The sequence below is a fragment of the Metabacillus sp. 84 genome (assembly GCF_050107715.1).
In the GTDB taxonomy this organism is placed as follows: Bacteria; Bacillota; Bacilli; order Bacillales; family Bacillaceae; genus Metabacillus_B.
On the sequence record NZ_JBNILN010000004.1, the window covers coordinates 126,316 to 145,011 of the forward strand.

Annotated in this window: 18 protein-coding genes; all 18 read right to left on the bottom strand. The window is 45.5% G+C overall.

All coding sequences use genetic code 11. The features are described 5' to 3' along the window. Positions 1-259: 259 nt before the first annotated feature. The 18 genes from ACQCV8_RS09590 to rnpM all read right to left on the bottom strand — a co-directional run bounded on the left by ACQCV8_RS09590 (position 260) and on the right by rnpM (position 18,688). Positions 260-1,927 (bottom strand): ribonuclease J, encoded by a 1,668-nt coding sequence (locus tag ACQCV8_RS09590; protein WP_426844394.1) that lies wholly within the window; start codon positions 1,925-1,927, stop codon positions 260-262. Positions 1,928-2,218: 291 nt separating this feature from the next. After that, the gene (gene dapA, locus ACQCV8_RS09595; protein WP_426844395.1) at positions 2,219-3,100 is read right to left on the bottom strand and encodes a 4-hydroxy-tetrahydrodipicolinate synthase; all 882 of its coding nucleotides are present in this window, start codon (positions 3,098-3,100) and stop codon (positions 2,219-2,221) included. A gap of 26 nt (positions 3,101-3,126) precedes the next feature. Continuing rightward, positions 3,127-4,341 (bottom strand): aspartate kinase, encoded by a 1,215-nt coding sequence (gene dapG, locus ACQCV8_RS09600; RefSeq protein WP_426844396.1) that lies wholly within the window; start codon positions 4,339-4,341, stop codon positions 3,127-3,129. A gap of 173 nt (positions 4,342-4,514) precedes the next feature. Further along, positions 4,515-5,558 carry an aspartate-semialdehyde dehydrogenase gene (gene asd, locus ACQCV8_RS09605; RefSeq protein ID WP_426844397.1) on the bottom strand — a complete coding sequence of 348 codons (1,044 nt, stop codon included), beginning with the start codon at positions 5,556-5,558 and terminating at the stop codon, positions 4,515-4,517. Between the two features lie 123 nt (positions 5,559-5,681). Beyond that, on the bottom strand, positions 5,682-6,281 hold the full coding sequence (gene dpaB, locus ACQCV8_RS09610) for a dipicolinate synthase subunit B (protein WP_426844398.1): 600 nt from the start codon (positions 6,279-6,281) through the stop codon (positions 5,682-5,684). Next, positions 6,278-7,180 (bottom strand): dipicolinic acid synthetase subunit A, encoded by a 903-nt coding sequence (dpaA, locus tag ACQCV8_RS09615; RefSeq protein WP_426844399.1) that lies wholly within the window; start codon positions 7,178-7,180, stop codon positions 6,278-6,280. Before dpaA ends, dpaB begins: the two co-directional genes overlap by 4 nt. A gap of 220 nt (positions 7,181-7,400) precedes the next feature. Beyond that, on the bottom strand, positions 7,401-7,670 hold the full coding sequence (locus ACQCV8_RS09620) for a YlmC/YmxH family sporulation protein (RefSeq protein ID WP_426844400.1): 270 nt from the start codon (positions 7,668-7,670) through the stop codon (positions 7,401-7,403). Positions 7,671-7,895: 225 nt separating this feature from the next. Continuing rightward, a complete protein-coding gene (locus tag ACQCV8_RS09625) occupies positions 7,896-9,137 on the bottom strand; it encodes a M16 family metallopeptidase (protein WP_426844401.1) in 1,242 nt (413 codons plus the stop codon). 35 nt (positions 9,138-9,172) lie between these two features. After that, complete coding sequence (locus ACQCV8_RS09630) at positions 9,173-10,138, bottom strand: polysaccharide deacetylase family protein (protein WP_426844402.1); 966 nt, start codon at positions 10,136-10,138, stop codon at positions 9,173-9,175. A 173-nt stretch (positions 10,139-10,311) separates the two neighbouring features. Further along, entirely contained in the window at positions 10,312-12,423 is a 2,112-nt protein-coding gene (gene pnp / locus ACQCV8_RS09635) for a polyribonucleotide nucleotidyltransferase (RefSeq protein WP_426844403.1), read from the bottom strand. Between the two features lie 256 nt (positions 12,424-12,679). Beyond that, positions 12,680-12,949 carry a 30S ribosomal protein S15 gene (gene rpsO / locus ACQCV8_RS09640; RefSeq protein WP_035411804.1) on the bottom strand — a complete coding sequence of 90 codons (270 nt, stop codon included), beginning with the start codon at positions 12,947-12,949 and terminating at the stop codon, positions 12,680-12,682. A gap of 130 nt (positions 12,950-13,079) precedes the next feature. Continuing rightward, the gene (gene ribF / locus ACQCV8_RS09645) at positions 13,080-14,021 is read right to left on the bottom strand and encodes a bifunctional riboflavin kinase/FAD synthetase (RefSeq protein ID WP_426844404.1); all 942 of its coding nucleotides are present in this window, start codon (positions 14,019-14,021) and stop codon (positions 13,080-13,082) included. 48 nt (positions 14,022-14,069) lie between these two features. Next, positions 14,070-14,978, bottom strand: coding sequence for a tRNA pseudouridine(55) synthase TruB (gene truB, locus ACQCV8_RS09650; RefSeq protein WP_426844405.1), 909 nt, complete (start codon positions 14,976-14,978; stop codon positions 14,070-14,072). 234 nt (positions 14,979-15,212) lie between these two features. Continuing rightward, positions 15,213-15,572: a 30S ribosome-binding factor RbfA gene (gene rbfA, locus ACQCV8_RS09655; RefSeq protein WP_426844406.1), complete on the bottom strand. Its 360-nt coding sequence runs from the start codon at positions 15,570-15,572 to the stop codon at positions 15,213-15,215. 15 nt (positions 15,573-15,587) lie between these two features. After that, positions 15,588-15,866 carry a DUF503 domain-containing protein gene (locus ACQCV8_RS09660; protein WP_426844407.1) on the bottom strand — a complete coding sequence of 93 codons (279 nt, stop codon included), beginning with the start codon at positions 15,864-15,866 and terminating at the stop codon, positions 15,588-15,590. Beyond that, complete coding sequence (gene infB / locus ACQCV8_RS09665; RefSeq protein WP_426844408.1) at positions 15,863-18,094, bottom strand: translation initiation factor IF-2; 2,232 nt, start codon at positions 18,092-18,094, stop codon at positions 15,863-15,865. The genes ACQCV8_RS09660 and infB overlap by 4 nt, the downstream gene beginning before the upstream one ends. 19 nt (positions 18,095-18,113) lie before the next feature. Next, complete coding sequence (locus ACQCV8_RS09670) at positions 18,114-18,416, bottom strand: YlxQ family RNA-binding protein (protein WP_426844409.1); 303 nt, start codon at positions 18,414-18,416, stop codon at positions 18,114-18,116. Further along, complete coding sequence (gene rnpM / locus ACQCV8_RS09675; RefSeq protein ID WP_426844410.1) at positions 18,413-18,688, bottom strand: RNase P modulator RnpM; 276 nt, start codon at positions 18,686-18,688, stop codon at positions 18,413-18,415. The genes ACQCV8_RS09670 and rnpM overlap by 4 nt, the downstream gene beginning before the upstream one ends. Between the last annotated feature and the right edge of the window lie 8 nt (positions 18,689-18,696).

Here is an 18,696-nt window from a genome sequence, read left to right on the forward strand (position 1 = left end):
TGTCTGACATTTTTGTCTGACAAACCTCGCTCTGGCCGTCTTGTCTGACATCTTTGTCTGACAAACCTCGTTTTGCCCGCCTTAACTGCTTGACGGACATCCAACTGGTATGGACGCCTTATTTAACAGCCGTCGATACGCGCCCCTCACCTGGCTTTTCTTACAGAAAACCACCGCTGAACATAACACCACCAGGAATCAAGCCTAGGTTTATATAAATTAAAAAACCAGCTCCTTTTTTACGGAGCTGGTTTTCTTTTCATACTTCCATGATAATCGGCAAAATCATAGGACGGCGCTTTGTCCGTTCATATAAATACTGGTTCAGTGCCTCACGGATATTAAGCTTTAATGAGGACCATTCAATTAATGAATCTCTCATGCATTTTTCGGCTATTTCTTTTACAATCAGTGCGGATTTGTCAAGCAGCTCTTCAGATTCCCGGACGTACACAAATCCTCTTGAGATGATTTCTGGTCCCGATACGAGTCGTTTTTTCCCTTTATCCAGCGTAACGACTACAATCAGGATTCCATCCTGGGACAGAAGCCGGCGGTCGCGAAGAACGATATTGCCTACATCTCCTACACCAAGTCCGTCAATTAACACGTTGCCTGATGAAACTTTGGAGCCAGTTCGGACCTGGTCACCTTTGAAATGAACAACATCCCCTTTTTCAATCAAAAGGACATGATCTTTGCTGATTCCTACCTGGTGAGCAAGCTTCCCGTGGGCAACCTGCATTTTATACTCCCCATTAACCGGAATGAAATATTTAGGCTTCATTAAATTCAACATCAGCTTCAATTCTTCCTGATTTCCGTGACCTGACACATGAACTTGTTTTTGCCCAAATACAACATTTGCACCGGCGCGGTACAGAAGATCAATCGTTTTGGAAAACTCCAGCTCATGGCCGGGCAGTGGAGTGGCAGCAATCATAACAGTGTCGCCATCAGTAACATTCAGCTGTTTATGGGAATGTCTTGCCATTCTGTTCAATGCTCCAAGCGGTTCTCCATTGGTTCCTGTTGTAAGGATGGCAATCTTTTGGTCAGGATGCTTGTCGAGTTCCTGCAAGGGAATAATCAGATCATCCTGAACGTGGATATAGCCAAGTCTGATAGCGGTCTGCAGCACGTTCAGCATATTTTTGCCGACAATCGCGAGCTTGCGGCCATTCTCAATGGCTGCATCAATCACATGCTGGATTCTGCTGTAGTTGTTTGCAAAGACTGCGATAATGACCCTGCCCTCTGCATTATACATGGCAGTGGCGATTTCGCTTCCGACAACCGATTCAGACGCACTGTAGCCAGGCTTTTCAGCATTTGTGCTGTCTGACAGGAGGCAGAGAACTCCATTTTCACCGAGCTGGGCCATTTTTCCGATGTCTGTCACATGGTTGCTTGTCGGAGTCTGATCGAATTTAAAATCACCGGTATGTACAATGGATCCCATCGAAGTATGGACGGCAACCCCTACCGAGTCTGGTATGCTGTGGTTTGTTCGAAAAAAGGTGACGGCAGCAGAGTCAAATTCAATTTTGGATTCAGAATCAATTTCTTTGAGCAAAGACTGATTCTTCATTCCATACTCTTTAAGTTTTTCCACAACAAGGGCCAGGGTAAGTTTTGTTCCATATACGGGGATGGATAATTTTTGCATCACATAAAAGACACCGCCAATATTCTCTTCGTGGCCATGGGTTAAAAACATGGCTTTCACACGGCTGCGGTTTTCGATCAAATAGGAAATGTCCGGAATGACGACATCAATTCCAAGCATCTCCCCCTCAGGATGCATGAGTCCGGCATCAACAATAAACAAGTCTGCATCCACTTCGATGACAAACATATTTTTGCCGATCTCCCCGACTCCGCCTAAGGCGATCACTTTAATAGCTTCTGTCTGTTTCAAATTCAATGTAAAAATCCTCCCTGTTTTGCTCGCCCGTTCCACGTCACTTAGCCTCATTATACAGTAAGGCTTCAAAAAAATACAAGAAGAAAACCAGCAGACTATATGGGGCCGGACTTGGAGGTTCAATCATGCGTGATGCGGTTTCATCCTCCAGCTAAGTTCGCTCCTGCTGGTTCTTCAGGCTGTACGGCCCTGGTTCCGTCTTTCTAGCCTATAAAGAAAAAAACCCAGGATCGCTCTTATAGACGGAGCGTACCTGGGTTTCGGATGATCTTTTTAGAATGATGAAGCGATTCAGGATTTCTGAAGACTTGCCATTACTCCCATGAGCCGGGTTCTTTCTGCTTCAGATAGGGGAAGCAGCGGGAGCCTTACGGAGCCAGTATCAATGCCGGCTAACTGAAGGGCGGTTTTTACCGGAGCAGGACTTGGTGCAGCAAACATTTCGTTCATAACCGGGAGAATCCGGCGGTGGATGGCGCCCGCTTCTTTTACATTGCCAAGAGCATAAGCTTCTATCATTTTCTGCATTTCATTCCCGATTACATGGGAAGCTACAGAAACGATTCCGGTTCCTCCGATTGCCATGACAGGCAGAGTCAGACTGTCATCCCCGGAGTAAACATCAAAATCATCGCTTGTGTTTTCAATTACTTCAGCGATTAGCTCCAGGTCACCGCTTGCTTCTTTTACCGCAACGATGTTAGAGATTTCCGATAAGCGGATAATCGTTTCAGCCGTCATTTTTACAGCCGTTCTGCCTGGAACACTGTATATCATTACCGGAAGCTTTGTGCTTGCGGCAATGGCTTTAAAATGCTGATACATTCCCTCCTGAGAAGGCTTGTTGTAGTAAGGTGCGACGAGCATGACCGCGTCGGCCCCTGCTTCTTCCGCTTTTTTTGTCAATTCGACGGATGCTCTTGTATCGTTGCTCCCTGTACCTGCGATAACAGGAATTCTGCCGTTAGCTTCTTTCACGGTATGGCTGAATAAAGCCGCTTTTTCTTCGAAAGTCAGTGTCGGGGATTCTCCGGTTGTTCCTCCAACGACAATTGAATCGGTCCCGTTCGCAATTAAGTATTCAATCAGTTGTGATGTTTTTTTAAAATCTATGTTGCCGGCAAAATCAAATGGCGTCACCATTGCCGTGGATACTCTTCCAAAACGTGCCATATGCATTCTCCTTCATCTGTACGTCATTACTTTGATAAATCGAACGCTTCATGAAGCGTATTTACTGCCTCTATCATATTTTGTTCGCTCACCAGCACCCATATCGTCGTATGGCTGTCAGCTGACTGGAGGATCTGGATTCCTTTTTCAGATAGGGAAGACACGATCGTTGCCATAACTCCGGGCACTCCCATGATTGATGCACCAACAACTGAAACTTTCGCGCATTTTGGCGTTACAGTTGGATGATACCCCATTGACTCCAGGATTTCAACGGCTTTGTTCGTAACCGCGCCTGGAACCGTATAAACGACTTCATTTGGTGTGATGTTAAAGAAATCAACACTGATGCTGTTTTTTGCCATCGCTTTGAACACATCTGTCTGGGTATGGTATTCTCCCCGTTTTGCCGCTACTTTAATCTGGCTCACATTGGCCAGGTGAGCGATTCCCGTAATGAGCTGTTCGGCAACATCTGCACCGGTTAAGGCTCCGGATTGGGAGGCGACAAGTGTTCCTTCTTTATCCGAATACGTACTTCGGATGCGGATTGGAACTTTTGCCTGCATGGCAATTTCTACAGCACGCGGGTGGATAACCTTTGCACCCTGGTAGGCAAGGTTGCAGATTTCTGTATAGGTGACGTTTACTAATGGACGGGCGCTTTCAACTATTCTCGGGTCTGCAGTCATGACCCCTTCCACATCTGTAAAAATGTCAATATATTCAGCGTTTAGTGCCGCACCGAGAGCTGCAGCTGACGTATCGCTTCCGCCGCGTCCGAGCGTCGTTATGTCACCGTTCTGCGAAGCTCCTTGAAAGCCGGCTACAACCGCTGCGTCATAGGTTTCCAGTATTTCTTTAAGCCTGGAACAGTCCATTTCCAGTATTTTCGCATTCGTATGATCACCGTTCGTGATAAACCCTGCCTGAGCTCCCGTTAGAGCTGCTGATTTAATGCCTCTCTTTTTCAGCATGCTCGAAAATACGACGGAGGAAATCGTCTCTCCGCAGGACAGCAGCAAGTCGTGTTCTCTGCCGGTAATATCTTCTGCTTCCCCGTACAGCAAGCTTAATAGAGTATCTGTGGCATAAGGATCGCCCCTGCGTCCCATTGCCGAAACTACGACGACGACTTTGTATCCCTGCTCAATCGCGAGGCTTATGTGTCTGAATGCCTGATCACGGCCTTCATGGTCCTTTACTGAAGTGCCCCCGAATTTTTGAACTAAAATTTTCATGATATTTTACACCTCGATTGTTCGTATCCTGCGCACTGATAAACATGAGAAGAGAGCAGGGACAGCTGCCCAGCTCTCTTCCCTATTAACCAGCTATGTTTTAAGCTTAATTAACGTTCAGGTTTTATCGGCCAAACTGTAAAAACCTTGCTCGTAAGGCCAGCTGCCGGCTTTCAAACCAGATCAAGCTTAATAAGACTTTCAGCAATCTGTACAGAGTTCCAGGCTGCGCCTTTGAGCAGATTATCTGAAACGATCCATAGATGGAAGCCGTTGCTTTGATCCAGGTCCTTTCGGATTCTGCCTACAAAAACATCATTTTTGCCGACGCAATTTGCAGGCATCGGGTAAAGCTGTTCCGCTGGATTGTCTTCAAGGGTAACGCCGGGAGCCTCCATCATGAGTCTTTGAAGATCTGACGCACTTGCATCGCTGCTTCCAGTTTCGATATAAACCGATTCAGAATGTCCCGTAACCACCGGCAGCCTGACACAAGTGGCTGCGACAGCCAGTTCAGGCATATCCATAATTTTCTTTGTTTCATTAATCATTTTCATTTCTTCAAATGTGTAGCCGTTTTCCTGGAATTTATCGATCTGAGGAATCGCATTAAAAGCGATTTGATAATGCTTTCCATCCCCATTCACAGGCAGGACAGACGGCGTAAATTCCTGTCCGTCCAAAATGGCCCGCGTTTGATCATTGAGCTCGTTAATCGCTGCTGATCCTGCGCCTGAAACGGCCTGATAGGTGGATACGACTACTTTATTAAGTCCAAACGCCTTGCGGATCGGCTCTAAAGCAGCTACCATCTGGATAGTTGAACAATTCGGATTGGCTATGATGCCGTTATGAGTTTTTAATTTATCTTCGTTTACTTCCGGTACCACGAGCGGTACGTTTGGATCCATGCGGTATGCACTTGTATTGTCTATAACAATCGCTCCGCGTTTCACAGCTTCAGGAGCCAGTTCTTTGGAAACACTGCCGCCTGCACTAAACAGAGCAATTTGAATATTTTCAAAGCTTTCAGGCTGTGCTGCTTCTACTGTATAGGCCTTGCCTTTAAACGTAATGGTTGTGCCCGCCGACCGTTCTGACGAGAGTAATTTCAATTCTGATATCGGGAAATCACGTTCCTCCAGCGTTTTCAGCATCTGCTGGCCTACGGCACCTGTTGCGCCAATAACTGCAACACGGTATCCATTTGAGCTCATTTGCCATAACCCCTTCCGCAATCCATTCATCAACTTTGTGTGTGCTATTGATGTTAGATAATATTCTAACACATTGCTGAATTTGTGAACGAATTTTTTACCTGAATGCTGGAGCAATCCCTTTTATTCTTCGTCCCTGAATCTTTCAACAATTACCGGCTGAATCTGTTTATGCTCGAGGGCTGCTTCAACAGATGGAACGAGCATTTGCATTCTTGCTACCATGGAGTTAGGCTTTTTCTCTGGATGATCCTGGCCAAAGGGGATAAAAAAGACGTTTTTTGCTCCCATAAGCCTCATCAGGTTGACGCCGTTTAATCCTAGCGCATCATTTGTTGAGATCCCGAGAAGGACCGGCTTATTGTTCCGCATCGTCGCTTTCGCTGCCATCAATACTGGAGACTCCGTCATCGCATTTGCAAGCTTGCTCATTGTGTTTCCGGTTAATGGGGCTATGACCATGCAATCGAGGGGAATTTTCGGTCCAAGCGGTTCGGCTTTAACGATTGTGTCAATTGCCTTGCTCCCTGTCGCTTCCTCAATTCTTGCAACCCAGTCTTCCCCGTCTCCAAAACGGGTAACTGTTGATCTTACCGTATTCGTTATAACCGGAAGCACATTCGCCCCTAGTTCAACCAGCTTTTGGATCTGAGGAAATACAGCATCGTACGTGCAGTGTGAGCCCGTTAATCCAAAGCCGATCGTTTTCCCTTTCACATTCATGTTGAGGACTCCTTCCGTTCTTTTAACTGCTCACCCAGCAGCTGGGTTAACACATTCGCAAGAATCTGGCCGGCTGTTTTAGGGGCTACAATACCAGGCAGACCTGGAGCCAGCATAGCCTTGATGCCGCGTTTTTCTGCAAACTTAAAGTCCGTTCCGCCCGGCTTGGAAGCTAAATCAACGACAAGCGCATGGGAAGGCAGTCCGGATAATACGGCAGGCGTCACTATCAGATGGGGAATGGTGTTAATGCAAATGTCCGACCCTGACACTTCGTCTGCAATCTGGTTCAGGTGGAAAGGAGTGAGCCCCATTTCTTCTATGCGGGCCAGATGCGAGGATTTCCTCGCTCCCACCTTAACCTTTGCACCAAGGCCGGCAAAGGTGCGCGCCACACTCATGCCAACCCGTCCAAGTCCCAGCACACTCACCTTTGATCCATGAATCGTAAAATCTGTATTCTGAATGACCATCATGATCGTGCCTTCTGCAGTCGGGATGGAATTATAGATTGCTACATCATCTCTTTCAAATAGCTGAACATGCTTTCGCCCGGCAGATTGCAGGAGCTGGTCTAAAAAAGCGTTGCTGATCCCGGAATAGACAACCGCTTTCTCAGGAGTTTGGCGAATCCAAGCATCTGTGAGTACAATTTCTTCATTAGAAAACACTGTATCGACAGTCCCATTCATTGTTGTCCCTGGTACGGGAAGAATAACAGCGTCAATCACAGAAAAGTCAATTTCATCCATTTTCGCTTTAGCTGCGCCAGCAAAACCATGATCAAGCTGATCAAAGCCAGCCATCCAAATTTTCGCCCCGAGCTCCGTAAGTTTTCTTATGACTTCAAGCTGTCTTGCATCACCGCCGATGACAGCAATATTTAAGCCGGTTAACATAAGGTCTTGTCACCTTCTTCATCTTGTTCTGGTGTTGATATTTTGCAGTTCCTGCAGAACCATGTAATGCGCCTGCTGATCATTTAATAAATTACTTGCGCTCACAGTATATGAGAGGGATAGGGGCCGGGTGAATGTTTATGCTTATTTCAAAACACCTGGAGCATATTTTTGATTCAATTCAGCATAAAGGAGGCAAAAAAAAAAAGCGATGACAAGGTCATTCGCTCGGGGCATTTAATTGGGCAATTTCAGAATCCGGAACATCCAGGATGATCATATCATTCCCGATTTTTTTTATATGCTGCCATGGGACTTTCACTTCTGCTCCCTGCTTGCGCATGCCAAACCATTTTTGGGAAGGGATCACCAGTGCTGTAATCTGTCCTGTTTGTTCATTAATCTCTAAATCCGTTTGCCCGAGAATGCCAAGCCTTTCTGCTCTTTTCACATCAACGATTTCTTTGCCGCTCATATCACTCAGTCTCATCGTCATCACTCCTTACCCTATATGTATAATCCCGAGCTAAAGAAAATACCTCAGTGTGCATGATAATAATCAGGTTTTCTGTTTACATAATATAATTATTAAAAACAAAAAACCGGACGCTTTATGCGTCCGGTCTGAATAATAGGGGTCCTGAAGTCTAACCTTGCTTCAATATCCCAGGCTGCTGCCTGATCGAAAATGTAAGAATTGTCTTTCGCAGCTTGCTTATTTTTTTAGGCTTTCCGGCAAATCTCCGTCAGGGCTGATCAGCGAAAGAGAATATGGGCGGCTGAAAATATCCGTTGTCAGCCTGTTCACACTTTCTTCCGTTACTTCATTGATTTTCTCAATCATTTCGTCCAATGACCGGTGTCTTCCAAGCAAAAGTTCATTTTTGCCGTTCCGGCTCATCCTGCTGTTTGTGCTTTCAAGGCTCAGCATCAGATTCCCTTTAATCTGCTCTTTGCTGTTCATCAGCTCTTTTGCTGTAATCCCGTCTGCTTTTAATGTGCTTAAAGTTTCCTGGATGGTGTCGTATAATACATCCAGCTGGCTGCTTCCTGTGCCTCCGTATATCGTCAGCATGCCGCTGTCCGCGTAGGAAGAGTGGTACGAAAATACAGAATACGCCAAGCCTTTCTGCTCTCTGACGTCCTGGAATAAACGGCTGCTCATGCTGCCGCCGAGAACGTTGTTCATCACAATCAGGCTGTAAACATCATCATGGCCGATTTCAAGACCTTCGTACCCAAGACAAAGGTGCGCCTGCTCTGTTTCTTTTTTCCGGGAAAGCTTTTGATTCATAAAAATGGGTTTCTCAAAAGCTTCCGGTTTATGAGGGGATTCATAAAATCCGAATTTCTCTTCAATTTCTGAAATAAATGATTCTGTGATATTTCCTGCAACAGAAATTACAATGTTTTCAGGAATATAAAAACGGGACATGTATTCTCTCAGCGAGTCTCCGTTAAATGAAGAGAGCGTATCTTCCGTACCAAGAATCGGATAGCCGAGCGGATGGCTGCCATACGCTGCCTTGCTGAGCAAGTCATGAACCAAATCATCCGGTGTGTCTTCATACATTTTAATTTCTTCATAGACTACATTCTTTTCTTTTTTCAGCTCCTCTTCATCAAAAGCGGAGTTAAAAAACATATCAGATAATATATCAAGAGCCATTCCTGCGTGCTCGTCCAGCACTTTTGCGTAATAACAGGTGTACTCCTTGGAAGTAAACGCATTGACTTGTCCGCCGATGCTGTCAAACGCTTCGGCAATATCTCTGGCCGATCTCGTTTCTGTCCCTTTAAAGAACATATGCTCTAAAAAATGGGAAACCCCATTAATTTGAGGAGATTCACTTCTTGAACCCGTTCCTATCCAAACCCCTAATGCGACTGAGCGCACAGTGGGGATATTTTCAAGTACAATTCTTACCCCGTTTTGGCATGTATACCGTTTAATCAATTTTATTCCTCCTATCTGCCTCTGATTCTCTGCATCTAACGGCTTCCTTCAGACCTGGATTCATCCATGAGCATGGAGATTGTTCCGAGTGAAAGATCTTGCTCATTGATCCGGGATATTATCTGGTCAAGCGCTTCTGCTGAAGGCTTGGTCGGATGCATCAAAACAATAGCCCCGCGGTGCACTTTATTCATTACTCGCTGAATCAGCTGCTCTGGAGCAGGATTTTGCCAATCTATTGTATCAACACTCCATAAAACCGTCCTCATTCCCAAACTGGAAGCTACCTTCACGGTCTCATCCGAAAAGCTTCCGCTCGGCGGTGCAAACCAACGGACATTGCGGTCTGTGACCGCTTTAATCACTTCATTGGTCTGTTTCATCTGTATGGCTGCCCGTTCATTCGAGAGCTTTTTCATATCCGGATGAGTATAAGAATGGTTTCCGATTTCATGTCCTGCTTCCGCAATCATTTTTGCAAGCTTGGGATTCTCTTTTGCCCATCTGCCTTCCAGGAAAAAAGTAGCCTTTGCATGATGTTTTTCAAGCACATCCAGCATCTTTGGCAAATACTCATTTCCCCATGCCACATTCACCGCCAAAGAAACCATTGGCTTTTCAGGGTTCCCCCTGTAAATAGGGGCTGGCGGCAGATCGGATAGATGCACCTTTGGTTTTGTTTCTCTGAAAACGAGAAGCTCCTTCTTGAACATGCCGATTTTGTTCATTTTTGTGCAGGATGCTTCAAGATCCACTTCCCGGCCATTGTATCCGGGTGTAGCCTTCCAGATTGTATGTACCTCAGCGTCTTTAGCCGGCACGCTGTATTCAATTGATTTCGTTTTTATTTCCTCGCAAATCCCTCCGGCAGGTTTAACTGCTTCTACATCCGCCGATTTTAACTCCAGCACATAGGTAGATATATAAGAATTTTGCATCACTCCGGCGGTGATGATCATGAGCAAAATGGTCACAGCAAATTTCATTCTGATTCCTCGCATTTACCTTTCCCCCTTTTGTATCAAAATATGTAATAAGGGGACAAGGTAGAACGATGTCTTCAACGAATGCGGACAATCCTTGAAATCCTGCACCGGGTATCTGCTGATGCTCACTTTAAAAGGCTAAAGCGTGTAAAAAACAAAGAAGCCGGGTTGCCCTGGCTTCAATGGTTTTACGAATTTTGTTCCTCTTTTTGCTCTTTGAGGACAGCTTTTCGCGAAAGATTGACTCGGCCCTGCTTGTCAATTTCAGTGACCTTGACCATAATCTCATCTCCAATGGAAACCACGTCTTCTACTTTGCCGATTCGCTCTTCAGCGAGCTCGGAAATATGAACAAGCCCGTCTTTTCCACTGAATATTTCTACGAATGCACCGAATTTTTCAATGCGCTTAACTTTACCAAGGTACATTTGTCCAACTTCAACTTCGCGGACAAGATCCTCAATAATGCTCTTCGCTTTTTGATTCATTGCCTCGTCAACAGATGAAATAAAGACTGTACCGTCTTGCTCAATATCAATTTTTACGCCAGTTTCTTCAATGATTTTGTTGATTTGCTTTCCGCTTGGTCCAATTACGTCGCGGATTTTATCCGGATTGATCGACATCATCATAATTTTAGGAGCGTATGGGGACAGCTCGTTTCTAGGTTCGCTGATAGTAGCAAGCATAGAATCAAGAATTTCCATACGGCCGCGTTTCGCCTGAAGGAGTGCTTCTTCAAGAATTTCACGAGATAAACCTTCGATTTTAATATCCATTTGAAGAGCTGTTACACCTTTTGATGTACCCGCTACTTTAAAGTCCATGTCTCCAAGGTGATCTTCCATTCCTTGAATATCTGTCAGGACAGAGTAGTGTTCACCCGTTTTAACAAGTCCCATTGCAATTCCTGCTACAGGAGCTTTTATCGGAACACCTGCATCCATCATAGCGAGGGTGCTTGCACAAATACTGGCTTGGGAAGTTGAACCGTTGGATTCAAGAACTTCAGAAACAAGGCGGACTGTATAAGGGAAATCCTTTTCAGAAGGAATGATTGGTTCAAGTGCGCGTTCCCCCAGTGCTCCATGCCCAATTTCCCGGCGTCCAGGTCCTCTGAGCGGCCCTGTTTCTCCAACGGAGAAGGACGGGAAGTTATAATGATGCATAAAGCGCTTGGATTCTTCGATTCCTAAACCATCCAGGATTTGAACATCACCAAGTGCCCCAAGCGTACAAATGCTGAGTGCCTGAGTTTGCCCCCGGGTAAACAGGCCGGAACCGTGCGTTCTCGAAAGCAGTCCTACACTAGAAGAAAGAGGACGGATCTCGTCCGGTTTCCGTCCATCAGGACGGATTTTTTCCTCGGTAATCAAACGGCGCACTTCACCCTTAACCATCTTGGAAAGAATTTCTTTGACCTGTTTAAGTGTCTCTTCATCCGCTTCCTGCTCTTCATAGCTTTCCATTACACGCTTTTTAACAGCTTGAATGGCATCTTCGCGCGCATGCTTCTCCTGAACCTGAATCGCCTGGTTCAAGTCTGCTCCAGCAGCGTTCCGGATATTTTGCTCTATTTCTTCATTAAGAGAGAAAAGTTTGATTTCAATCTTTTCTTTGGCAATTTGAGAGGCGATTTCTTCTTGAAATGCAATCAGGCGCTTAATTTCTTCGTGTCCGAACATGATTGCTTCAAGCATGGTTTCTTCAGGCACTTCGTCAGCTCCTGCTTCTACCATGTTGATGGCGTCTTTTGTTCCGGCTACTACGAGATTGATATCGCTCTTTTCCATCTGCTCGACCGTTGGATTTACAACAAATTCATTATTGATTCTTCCAACTGTAACACCGGCAATCGGGCCTTCGAACGGAATATCGGAAATCGTCAAAGCGAGGGAAGAACCAAACATTGCTGCCATCTCAGAAGAACAATTCTGATCCACACTCATCACGATGCTGATGACTTGCACATCATTTCTGAATCCGTCAGCAAACAGCGGACGAATCGGACGGTCAATCAGCCGGCTGGCCAGGATTGCTTTTTCACTGGGTCTTCCTTCCCTTTTAATAAATCCTCCCGGGATTTTACCTACTGCATATAAACGCTCTTCATAGTTAACAGTCAGCGGAAAGAAATCGACCGCTTTCGGTTCCTTGGAAGCCGTTGCCGTGCTTAATACAGCTGTATCGCCGTAGCGAATCAGAACTGCCCCGTTTGCTTGCTTAGCCAGCTGGCCGGCTTCAACAGTCAGCGTTCTGCCTGCCCAATCAATGGAAAAGACATGCTTATCTTGACCCATAAATGCGTGTGCTCCTCTCTAACTCTTCATATGTAATAATGAACCATTATTTATTAGTATGGACTAATTAATATGAACATATCAATGATACGTCTATATGTAAATAGCTGTATTCAAAAAGAATCGGAAAGCGGCGCCTGCTAGAGACAGATTCCTCCGGCCCATGGCTGGACACCGTTTTTCCGAAGATCCTGTTATGTGGATCCTTTTCTTTCTTTTGCATTAAAAAAGCGGGAATGCTCCCGCTTTTTTGAGATTAACGGCGTAATCCCAGCTTCGTGATCAACTCGCGGTAACGAGTTACATCTTTATTACGCAGGTAAGTAAGCAAGTTACGGCGTTTACCTACCATTTTCAATAGACCGCGACGTGAGTGGTGGTCTTTTTTGTGTGTGCGTAAGTGATCGTTCAATGTGTTAATCTGTTCAGTAAGGATAGCAATTTGGACCTCTGGAGATCCAGTATCCGTATCATGAGTTCTGTACTCATTGATCAGATCGTTTTTGCGTTCTTGAGTGATAGCCATCCTGTTCACCTCCTAATTTCTTATAATCCCCGATTACCCAGCAAGCGTCGGTGACTCGACTTGCCACGCAATGGTTTTAAAGTTACAAGCATAAGAATACTATGATTTAAGATAAAAAGCAAGGGAATTGTCAGCAGGTTCGAAAATATTCTTCCGCTGCCTGCTTGTCTTTTGCAATTTGTTCGATTAATTCTTCAGCAGAATTAAATTTTTGCTCGCTTCTTATCCTATTATACCAGTAAACTTCTGCATTTACCCCGTAGATTTCCCGATTAAAATCAAAGATGTGGACTTCGACACTCGGTTTCGGGGCCTTGTCTTTATGAAAAGTCGGCTTATAGCCAATATTGCATACCCCGTTATAGAGCTGCCCGCCAATTTTAACCGCTACAGCATACACGCCGGTCGGAGGGGAAATGTAATAATCGTGCAAGAGGATATTAGCGGTCGGGAACCCGATTGTCCTGCCTCTTTTATCCCCATGTATGACCGTCCCTCTGCCCGAGTATGGCCTTCCTAAAAGCATCGCGGCATATTCAACATTTCCATTCCGGATCACTTCCCGGATAAGCGTGGAACTGATCTTCCGGTCAGAATGCTTCTGCTTAGGCACGGTTGTCTGGCTGAATTGCCCCCTTGAGTGAAATGGAAGGGTCTCCATTGTCCCTTTGCCAAGCTTTCCGTAGCTGAAATCAAAGCCAGCCACCACGTGCTGGACATGAAGGCCGATTATGTATTCGTCCACGAATTCCTGCGGCTCTAATGCCGCAAACGCTTCTGTAAATTCCACAACAAACAGATAATCGGCCCCCAGCTTTTCAATCATCTCGATTTTATCCTCAAGCGGAGTAATCGCCTCAGAAACCTTTTGTTTTCTGAGTACGACGGATGGATGCGGATGAAAGGTCATGACACCCCAGGAGATTCCCATTTCCGCAGCTGCATCGGCAGCTGTTTTCATCACAGCCTGATGCCCTTTATGTACTCCGTCAAAATAACCGAGAGCGAGCACCATCTTATTCAAATCTGCTTTCTTTAGCTGATGCGGATGCGAGATCTTATACGTTTGCACGAAATCCTTCACCTTTTCTTATAGCCGCCAGTAGCCGGCCGCGAATGATTAGTCAATAAATAAAACCTTTGCAGGCTTAAAGGATGGTTTAGATGGATGCTTTTGATAAATCGCAAGGCAAGTACCCTGTTCATCATAAACGGTAATTCTTGCGTCCGGGTCTGCATCCTTAAATGGCTCCGGCACTGGAAGTACCGCACCATTTTTCACTTTCTCTGCTAATGTATCATTTATTACCCATTTCGGCAAATGATTGAGCGCCTCAGATATCGGGATCAGACGAAGCGTTTCATCTGCGAGCCGCTGCTCGATTTGCTCAAATGTCATGCATTGCGAAAGAGAAAACTGCCCGGATTGGGTTCTGATGAGATAGGACATATGTGCAGGGAGGCCAAGCTTTTCTCCAATCATAACAGCAAGTGTCCTCACATACGTTCCCTTTGAACAATGTACCCTGAACTTGAACGAAGCCGATGTTTCTCTCATCACAACGCTGGAAATTCTTTCGATTGAATGAATTTTGACGGTCCGGGAAGGACGTTCTATTTCCATGCCTTTTCTTGCGTATTCATAGAGCTTTTTCCCGTTTACCTTTACCGCTGAATACATAGGCGGGGTTTGGGTGAGCTCCCCCTCCATTCCAGCAAGCAGCTCATCAATGATTGATTCATCCGGTTTCTCTGAAAGCTCCTGCTGATCAATGATCTCTCCGGAAGCATCTTCAGTTGCTGTGGATATTCCGAGTGTTACTTCGGCTTCATACGTTTTGCTGGACGCAGTTAAGTATTCCACAATTTTCGTAGCCCGTCCAAGACAAATCGGGAGAACGCCGGTGACATCGGGATCAAGTGTTCCTGTATGCCCCGCTTTTTTTGTTTTAAATAGCTTCCTGGTCTTGAATACACAATCATGGGAGGTCATTCCCGCCGGCTTGTTTACAAGCAATACGCCTTCCATACGAGCACCTGCTTTCGGATAATGATTTGAACTTATTAGTAGAGGGTGAATGCCGCTTTCCTATAAGGCTGCTGGACAGAATTAAGAACAGGGCGGGCTTTTCCGGCCGCGGTTTCATTCAGCAAAAAAAGGATGGCTTATGCAGGAAGATTCTTTTGCCCCCTCTTGGAGAGCACATCATGTGCCCCCGCAGGTAAGAGAGGAGAAAAATCCGTGCAGGCCATCCTTTTCCGGTCAATCCTCCCGGTCGGTATCGGAATGATTGATTTCGTGTATTAGCGTTTCAATCCGGTTTCCATAATCGATGGATTCATCGAATTCAAACTGAATTTCCGGTGTTTTTCTAAGACGGATCCGCTGTCCGATTTCTGAGCGGATAAAGCCTTTTGCTTTCGCGAGGCCTTTGAGTGTGCTTTCGCGCTGCTCTTCATCTCCCAGTACAGAGATGTAAACCTTGGCAATTTGCAAATCTCCGGAAACGCGGACATCCGTAACCGTTACAAATCCAATTCTCGGATCTTTTATTTTTCTGCCGATGATTTCACTTAATTCCTTTTTCATCTGCTCACCGACACGAGTTGATCTGATGCTCATAATTTCACTCCATCCTTATAACCATTCAAATTCGGTTAAAGTTCTTTCTATTTCCGGAAAGGAGTCGATAAACGCAAGAACCCTGTTCAGCTCTTTCTCAGCCTGTGATTTATCAGAAGAAATCGTGACAATGCCAATTCCTGCTCTTTGCCATGAATCCTGATAATCAAGCTCGGAGACAGCAACGTTATATTGCTGCTTCACTCTGGTTATGATCCGTTTCATAACAGATCGTTTGTCCTTAAGGGAAAAGGAGTCATAAATCATCCATTCACAGTGGACGCGGCCAATCACTTGCGCTCGATTTCCTGCATAACATAGGCTTCAATAATGTCGCCTTCTTTAATATCATTGAAATTTTTAATTGTAATCCCGCATTCGTAGCCTTGTGAGACTTCTTTCACATCATCCTTGAATCGTTTGAGAACATCGACATCCCCTTCGAAAATCACAATTCCCTCACGGATCAGACGCATTCCGCTCTCGCGGGTGATTTTTCCGTCTGTAACGTAGCCTCCTGCAATGGTTCCAATTTTTGATACTTTAAACGTCTGGCGCACTTCAACCTGACCGATGATTTTTTCTTCAAATTCAGGATCAAGCATCCCCTTCATAGCGGACTCAATCTCTTCTATAACTTTGTAGATGATGCGGTGAAGGCGAATGTCTACCTTTTCTGCATCGGCTGCTCTCTTCGCGTTTGAGTCGGGACGGACGTTAAATCCGATGACGATTCCGTTTGAAGCAGATGCAAGCATAATATCATATTCCGTGATGGCTCCAACGCCTGTATGGATGATTTTAACTTTTACACCTTCAACTTCAATCTTCTGCAGGGCAGAAGCAAGTGCTTCGACAGAACCTTGAACGTCTGCTTTTACAATCAAATTGATGTCCTTCACATCGCCTTGTTTGATCTGTTCGAACAAATCATCAAGACTCAGTTTGGATTTTTCGCCGCGCTGTTCAACCTGCTGTTTTTGAGCTCGTGCTTCCCCAACCTGGCGCGCTTTCTTCTCGTCAGCGAAAACCATGAACTGATCTCCTGCTTGAGGAACATCGTTCAGTCCTGTTATCTCGACAGGGGCAGAAGGGCCGACTTCTTTTACACGGCGACCGATGTCGTTAACCATGGCGCGAACACGGCCAAAAGTATTTCCGACAACTATAGGGTCCCCAACTTTTAAAGATCCATTTTGAACTAAAAGAGTGGCTACCGATCCGCGCCCTTTATCAAGCTGAGCTTCTATAACCGTACCCGTTGCACGCAGCTTCGGATTTGCTTTCAGCTCTTCGACTTCACTGACAAGAAGAATCATTTCAAGCAGTTCATCAATGCCGTCTCCTTTTAAAGCAGAAACCGGAACAAAGATCGTTTCGCCTCCCCAGCTTTCCGGAACAAGATTATGCTCTGTCAGCTCCTGCATCACCCGGTCCGGATTCGCACTCGGTTTATCCATTTTATTAACGGCGACAATGATTGGGACCTCTGCAGCTTTAGCGTGGTTGATGGCTTCTACAGTCTGCGGCATAACGCCGTCATCTGCTGCAACAACAAGAATGGTAATGTCTGTTACCTGCGCTCCCCGCGCACGCATCGTTGTGAATGCGGCATGTCCCGGAGTATCAAGGAAAGTAATTTTGCGATCGTTGACTTCTACCTGGTAGGCACCGATATGCTGGGTAATACCGCCAGCTTCACCTTCTGTCACTTTCGTGTTCCGGATGGAATCAAGAAGAGTCGTTTTACCGTGGTCAACGTGACCCATAATTGTAACTACAGGCGGACGGATTGTGTGGTCAGCTTCATTATCCGTTTGATCATACCCTTCAAACTCGGTAACATCAAAAAGAATCTCTTCTTCGACTTCTACCCCGTATTCCCCTGCGATTAACTCAATTGTATCTTTATCAAGATCCTGATTAATGGTTGCCATAACACCAAGCATCAAGAGCTTTTTAATAATTTCAGATGGCTCTTTGTACAGCTTGGATGCAAGCTCACCGACTGTGAGTGAACCTGTAAAGGTAATTTTGCTTGGCAGCTCTTTTTTCGGTTTTTCCGGCTGATGGTGAGTCTGCGGGCGCTGATTGCTGTTTCGGCTGCCGCCTTTTTTCTGGCCGCCGCTGGTATTTCTTCTGTTATTGTTTTGATTCATGCTGTTATTCCTTCCGCTCTGCGGTCCCTTTTTATCACCAGGGCGCTGCTGGGTGTTTTTCCGTTGATCGGAAGAAGGACGGCTTTGATTATTGGATGATGTTTTTTTCATTGATGCGGATTGTCCACCGCTTCCTTGAGAATTAATGGCTGCATTCCCCTTTCCGGCAGGTTTAGGTGCCGATCCTTGATTTTTCGGCGTGCTGCCGGCAGAAAATTTTTGATTTAATTTCCCCACATGTGCATCTTCGAGCATTGCCATGTGGTTGGACACTTCCACGTTGATTTCTTTTAAAGCTGAAATGACTTCTTTGCTTGACACATTATGCTGTTTTGCGTATTCATATACTCTCACTTTTGTCATGTGTTCACCCCCAAAAAATTTAATCGAGCAAGTCCTTCAGCTTCGCAGCAAATCCCTGTTCTAAAACAGCTGCTACTACTCTTGCATCCTTGCCAATTGCATGTCCAAGCTCATATCTGCTTTCAACATGCACGACTGGAGTGTTGTATGTGCGGCATTTATCCATCACTTTTTTCCTTGTGTTATCGGATGCATCTTTGGAGAGCAGAACTAGTTTTGCCCGGCTGTGACGAACCTCTTTAATAACGAGTTCCTCGCCGGAAATGACTTTGCGTGCTCGATTGGCCAATCCAAGCAGAGATTTCCATTTCGGCTGATTCATCGCTTTTTGCTCTCAGCGAGTGAAATCAGTTCTTCATAAACAGAATCCTCTACTTTTGTTTTCAGCTGATTGGATAAGATATTCTTCTTTTGGGCCAGTAAAATAGATTCTTTATCCAACGTTATATAAGCACCGCGGCCGTTTTTTCTCCCGGTTGGATCAACTGATACTTCGCCTTCCGAGGAGCGGACTACGCGGACCATTTCTTTTTTCGGCTTCATTTCACCGGTTGCAACGCATTTGCGCAAAGGGATTTTTCTTCCTGGATTCATCCGGTTCA